The organism is Yoonia sp. (assembly GCF_017854565.1).
Classification (GTDB): domain Bacteria; phylum Pseudomonadota; class Alphaproteobacteria; order Rhodobacterales; family Rhodobacteraceae; genus Yoonia.
This window is the reverse complement of record NZ_JAFMHJ010000086.1, coordinates 1-6329: the sequence shown is the minus strand read 5'-3', so window position 1 is coordinate 6329 and position 6329 is coordinate 1. Positions and strand designations below refer to the sequence as shown.

Annotated in this window: 6 protein-coding genes; all 6 read left to right on the top strand. The window is 57.6% G+C overall.

Translation table 11 applies throughout. The features are described 5' to 3' along the window. Window positions 1-261 precede the first annotated feature (261 nt). Window positions 262-1356 carry a TRAP transporter substrate-binding protein gene (locus QZ196_RS17000; protein WP_296428541.1) on the top strand — a complete coding sequence of 365 codons (1095 nt, stop codon included), beginning with the start codon at window positions 262-264 and terminating at the stop codon, window positions 1354-1356. Window positions 1357-1434: 78 nt separating this feature from the next. Next, the gene (locus QZ196_RS16995; protein ID WP_296428539.1) at window positions 1435-2028 is read left to right on the top strand and encodes a TRAP transporter small permease subunit; all 594 of its coding nucleotides are present in this window, start codon (window positions 1435-1437) and stop codon (window positions 2026-2028) included. Window positions 2029-2058: 30 nt separating this feature from the next. Beyond that, window positions 2059-3423, top strand: a complete 1365-nt coding sequence (locus QZ196_RS16990) for a TRAP transporter large permease subunit (RefSeq protein ID WP_296428538.1) — start codon at window positions 2059-2061, stop codon at window positions 3421-3423. A gap of 17 nt (window positions 3424-3440) precedes the next feature. Next, complete coding sequence (locus QZ196_RS16985; protein WP_296428537.1) at window positions 3441-4757, top strand: amidase; 1317 nt, start codon at window positions 3441-3443, stop codon at window positions 4755-4757. 16 nt (window positions 4758-4773) lie between these two features. Further along, entirely contained in the window at window positions 4774-4971 is a 198-nt protein-coding gene (locus tag QZ196_RS16980) for a hypothetical protein (RefSeq protein WP_296428536.1), read from the top strand. Continuing rightward, entirely contained in the window at window positions 4968-5927 is a 960-nt protein-coding gene (locus QZ196_RS16975) for a D-glycerate dehydrogenase (protein ID WP_296428535.1), read from the top strand. Before QZ196_RS16980 ends, QZ196_RS16975 begins: the two co-directional genes overlap by 4 nt. Window positions 5928-6329: the final 402 nt, after the last annotated feature.

The following is a 6329-nucleotide window of genomic DNA, read 5'->3' as shown; positions in this document are numbered from 1 at the left end:
CAAAGTGGCAACATTTTGCGCTGCCCTTTGGCTCACTTTTACTCTGCCGTTGACAATTGGTAACATTTACTTGCCAATTTTTCCGTATAGCCTAATAATATTACGTGAAGAGAGCGGAATCGGGTGTCGGCGGAGGACGCGCGGTCTTGGTTAAAGTTGAGATCAGCGGTCAGCGCGCGATCGCTCTTTTCACGCGTAGAACGGGCTTTGAGCCTATTGATCAATTCGACAGCCGTACTGGCGATGTCGTTGGGAGGAAACATGTCACATAAACTAGACCGCAGAAAATTTCTGCGCGGATCGGCTATTGCTGGTGCTGCGACTTTGGCTGCACCGGCCATTGCGCAAGGTGCAACGACAACCCTGAAAATGCAGGCAGCATGGGGCGGCGGTATCTTTTTGGAGAACGCCCAATCGTATGTGGACCGGGTCCACGCGATGGCGGGCAATGCCCTGAAGATTGACCTGCTGTCAGTCGATTCGGTCGTGAAGACCAGCCAGATGCAAGATGCCGTACACCGGGGCGTTTTGGATGCCGCGCATTACGTGCCTGCGTATTGGTATTCCAAGTCCAAGACGGCGTCGCTGTTCGGCACCGGCCCCTGCTTTGGCTGGTCCAGTCAGGAAGTGCTGGGTTGGGTCAACTATGGCGGCGGTCAAGAGCTGTTTGACGAGCTGATGGGCGATCTTGGTCTGAACATCGTTTCGTTCTTCAACTCACCCATGCCGGCACAGCCGCTGGGATGGTTCAAGGAGCGGATCACGAACGTGGAGCAGATGAACGGTCTGAAGTATCGCACCGTGGGTCTGGCCGCTGACGTTCTGCTGGAAATGGGCATGTCGGTTGTGCAGCTTCCGGGTGGCGAAATTCAGCCCGCGATGAAGTCTGGCCTGATTGACGCGGCCGAATTCAACAACCCGACGTCTGACCGCGACTTTGGTATGCAGGATGTGTCGAAGGACTATATGATGGCGTCGTATCACCAGAGCCAGGAGTTCTTTGAGATCACCTTCAACAAGCGCAAGTTTGAGGCTCTGCCCACAGAATTGCAGGCGATCCTGAAGTACGCATCCGAGGCTGAGAACTCTAACTTCTACTGGCACAATACCAAGCGGTATGCCGACGATCTGAACACCCTGCGCGATGAGCAGGGCGTGAATGTCTGGCGCACGCCTGACGATGTTCTGGCGGCGCAGCTGACAGCATGGGATGTGGTTGTTGACCGTATTTCAGGCGATGATCCGTTCTTTGCCAAGGTTATCGAAAGCCAGAAAGTATATGCCAAGAATGTCATGGGCTATCTGAACCTGAACCAGCCCGACTATAAGCAGGCATATAACCACTACTTTGGCTGATCTGGTATCAGCGATTGATCTGTCCGGGGGCCCGCAGAGGCCCCCGGATTTTTGGCAGTTTTCGGCGGGAGAATAAAAGTGACGAAATTCGTCTATGCGATCGAGGGTTTGAGCCTGTGGGTTGGGCGGGCATTTGGCTGGTGCATCCTGATTCTGACACTGTCGGTGTCTTATGAGGTGTTTGTCCGCTATGTCCTGAACGCACCGACCGTGTGGTCGTTTGACGTGATGGTGCAGATGTATGGCGCGTTGTTCCTGATGGCTGGACCCTATGCATTGGCGCAAGACAGCCATGTGCGCGGCGACGTGTTTTATCGGCTTTTTTCGGTACGGTGGCAGGCGCGGGTGGATTTCGCGCTTTATATCCTGTTCTTCTTTCCCGGTATTCTGGCGCTGTTCTGGTACGGTTGGGAAATCGCGTCTGATAGCTGGCGCTATAAAGAGGTGAGCCCCAACAGCCCCGCGGGTGTTCAGATCTATTTCTTCAAGACGCTGATCCCGCTGGCCGGTGCATTGCTGCTGCTGCAGGGCGCCGCCGAGATGGTGCGCTGCTGGAAGGCGATGCGCACCGGCGTCTGGATGGAACGTCTCGATGACGTCCGCGAGACCGAAGATATGCTGATGCATATGGATACTGACAAAATTCCTTCTGTTGACGTCACAAAAAACTAAGCGACTTCGCTTGCCGAGAAAGAGAACAAAATGAGTAACCCCGAAGTCGCTATCCTAATGCTGTGCCTGTTTATCTTTCTGGTGCTGCTTGGTTTCCCGATTGCCTTTACCTTGATCGCCATGGGCGTCGGTTTCGGCTATTACGCCTATTATCAAGGCCCGCCGGAGGTGTTTTCGGACGTCTTCAACAACAACATCTTCTATCTGCTGAACCAGAACACGTTTTCTGTCATGGAGAACAACACGCTGGTTGCGATCCCGCTGTTCTTGTTCATGGGCTATGTGGTGGAACGCGCCAACATCGTGGATCGGCTGTTTTTCTCTCTTTATATGGCGGCGCGGAATTTGCCCGGATCGCTGGCGATTGCGGCGCTGCTGACCTGTGCGGTGTTTTCGACCGCGTCGGGGATCGTGGGTGCGGTCGTGACGCTGATGGGTCTACTGGCCTATCCGGCGATGGCGAACGCGGGCTACAACAAATCCTTTGCGGCTGGCGTGATTTGCGCCGGTGGTACGTTGGGTATTCTAATTCCGCCGTCGATCATGCTGATCGTCTATGCGGCCATCGGTAACCTGTCGCCGCTGCGTCTGTATGCGGCGGCGGTGTTTCCGGGGCTTTTGCTGGCGGGTTTGTATATCGTCTATGTAATTGTGAGGGTCTGGATGAATCCGGCATTGGCACCCAAACCAAACCTGAAAGAGGTGCCGCCCGCAGCCCAGATTTACAAAGATCTGATCGTGTCCTTTGTGCCGTTGACGGTGCTGATCGCACTGGTGCTCGGGTCAATTCTGGGTGGTCTGGCGACCCCTGCGGAAGCTGCGGCGATGGGTGCATTGGGCGGCATTGTGCTGGCTATCATCTATCGGTCGATGACATGGCAGAAGCTGAAGGAAAGCGTGTTCCTGACGGCCAAGGCCACAGCGATGGTGTGTTGGTTGTTCGTCGGCTCATGGACCTTTGCGTCGGTGTTTTCCTATCTGGGCGGCGAAACGCTGATTTCCGAATGGGTCATCGGCATGAACCTCGAGCCTTGGCAGTTTCTGGTACTGGCGCAGCTGATCATCTTTGTACTGGGGTGGCCGCTGGAGTGGTCCGAGATTCTGATCATCTTTGTGCCGATTTTCTTGCCGCTGCTGGATGTGTTCGGCGTGAACCCATACTTCTTTGCGATGCTTGTCGCGCTGAACCTGCAAACATCGTTCCTGACCCCGCCGATGGCGATGTCGGCGTATTATCTAAAAGGCGTGTTGAAAAAGCAGATCGAGCTGATGGAGATTTTCAGGGGCATCATGCCGTACCTTGGCATCGTGATCTTCAGTATGTTCTTGATGTATCAGTTCCCCGGCATCGCGCTGTGGTTCCCGGATTACCTGTTTGGTGAATACGTCCCGTGAACACTGCGCCTTACACCTTGACAGCAACTGAGGCGGTGGCGGCAATCGCTGCCGGCCGCCTGAGTTCCGTGGATTTGGTCAAGTCTTGTCTTGCCCGGATTGCGCAAACCGATGGCGCCATCAAGGCATGGGCCTATCTTGATCCCGATGCCGCATTGGCGCAGGCCGCTGAATGTGATCGCATCCGCAAGGCGGGGCTTGCCACGGGGCCACTGCATGGTGTGCCGGTCGGCCTGAAGGACATCATTGATACGGTTGATATGCCGACCCTGCGTGGCACGCCGATTTTTGCCGGGCGGCAGACCGACAGCGATGCAAGGTTGGTTGAACATCTGCGCGAGGCGGGCGCGGTGATCATGGGTAAGACCGTGACGACCGAGCTGGCGTTTGTGCACGCCAATGAAACCCGCAATCCCCATAACCCCGATCGCAGTCCCGGTGGGTCATCCAGCGGGTCCGCCGCTGCGGTGGCTGCGATGCATGTCCCGCTGGCCATTGGGACGCAGACCAACGGATCGGTGATCCGGCCCGCATCGTTTTGCGGCATCTTTGGGTTCAAGCCGACACGCGGCGTGATTTCGCGCGACGGGCTGCTGCAGACGTCGGTGTCATTGGATCAGGTGGGCTGCTTTGGCCGCACGCTGGCTGATGTGGCGCTGCTGACGGACGTCATCGGGGGCTATGATCAGCGCGATCCCCTGAGCTTTGCCCGCCCGCGACCGGCCATGGCCGCAGGGGCCGCGCAGGACGCACCCGTGGCGCCAAATTTCGCATGGATGGCATTGCCGTTCAATGACCGCCTGTCCGAGGCGGCACGCGAGGGTCTGGACGCCGTCTGCGATGTGATCGGTCCGCAATTAACCAAGATGAGCGCCGCCGACACATTGTCCAATCTGGTCGCCGTGCAGGCGCGCATTCACGAATATGAGATTTGCCAGCATCTGGCCGATGTTTTTGATGGCCATTGGGACCAGATCAGCGCGACGCTGCAACCGGTCGTCACCCGTGGCCGCAAGATCAGCGCGGCTGAATACGAGGATGCGCTGGCGGTCAAGACGTCGGCGGAGGCGTTTTTTGATAACTTCTTTGTCGCATACGATGCTATTATTGCCCCCGCAGCGGCGGGCGAAGCGCCGATGTTCGGTGCCGGGACGGGTGATCCGATATTCTGCACGCTATGGACGCTGGCCGGTCTGCCCTGTGTGACCCTGCCGTTGCTGGTGGGCGAGACAGGATTGCCGATTGGCGTGCAATTGATTGGCCCCGCCGAAAAAGACAACCGCCTGCTGCGCACCGCGCGCTGGCTGCAACATCATCTGGCGACTGCCGCCTGACACCAAAGGAGACGTCATGTCCTATCCCGTCAAACTGATTGCTGGCCTGATTGGCACGGCGATGATGGTCATTTTCATCGGTGGCCTGTCGCAAAGTATCTCGGCGGGTTTCGCCGGCTTTAGCGGTGGCTTGCCGTTCATGATCATCTCGATACTGGTCTGTATCGGGGCGACGTATGATTTTTGGGACGAATGCGTGCGGCGCAAGAAATGACCAAGCCACGCCTTTGGATCACACGGCGTCTGTCGGATGCGACGCTTGCGCGCGCGGCACGGGATTACGATGTTGTCGTCAATCTTGCCGATCAGCCCGGAACGGCGGCCGAGATTATCGCGGCAAGTGCGGCGTTTGATGCGATTATTCCGTGTCATTCAGAGCATTTCACCGCCGATGCCGTCGCCCAGCTTGATCCGCGTCTGAAGATTATCGCGAACCATTCCGTTGGGGTGGACCATTGTGATCTGCCCGCCCTGCATGCGCATGGAATTACGGTGACCAATACGCCCGATGTCCTGTCGGATGCCACAGCCGAGATCGCCATGTTGCTGATGCTCGGGGCGGCCCGGCATGCGGTGGCCGGTGACCGGATCGTGCGGACAGGTGCCTGGGACAACTGGTCGCCATCATTCATGGTGGGCAAGCAGGTGACGGGTGCCCGGCTGGGTATCATCGGGATGGGGCGCGTGGGTCGGGCGTTTGCCGCCAAGGCGCGTGGCTTCGATATGGAAGTCCACTATCACAATCGCAGCGAACTGACGCCGGAGCAGGCCCATGGGGCGGTGTTTCATGACACGGTGGAAAGCCTGCTTGGGGTCGCCGATTTTCTTTCGCTGCATTGCCCCGCGACACCCCAGACGACCGATCTGATGAATGCCGACCGCTTTGCGATGTTGCCGATGGGTGCCATCGTGGTGAACACCGCCCGTGGCGCATTGATAGACGAAGACGCGCTGCTGGCCGCGATTGACAGCGGGCAGGTGGCGGCGGCCGGGCTTGACTGTTTCAAGGTCGAGCCGGGCGGTAACCCCAAATTTGCCGCGCATGACACGATATTCATGTTGCCGCATATCGGTAGCGCCACAACGCGCACCCGCGACGCGATGGGCTTTCGGGCGCTGGACAATCTTGACGCATTTTTTGCGGGGCAAACCCCCAAGGATAAACTCTGACCGGTTTGGGCGGCGTTCCGTCACGCGCAGAGGCGACCACATAGGGCCGTCGGACAAGGAATCGCCTGGGGCGGATGCCGATCAACATATAATCTGGCCACAATGGCCGTGCGCACCGGAAAATTCGGGGCGCGGTGCCTGTGAAAAGGCACAAAATCGCACCCTTTGACAGGTTTATCCCTGGCCGCAATGTGCGGGATATGCCTATTTTATTGGGGTTATGCGGGTCGGGTTGCTGAAAAATTGGTCCTTGTGTGAATTGTTTGAATAACACCCAAAAAAGGGGTTGCGGCCCCCAGCCACTAACCCTATAAGCCCCTTCACCGGAGACGCTAACTAGCAACGACGGTGCGCCGGACGGGCCAGACGGAAGCGGAGACGCGGAGGGATGGTTGTGCTGGC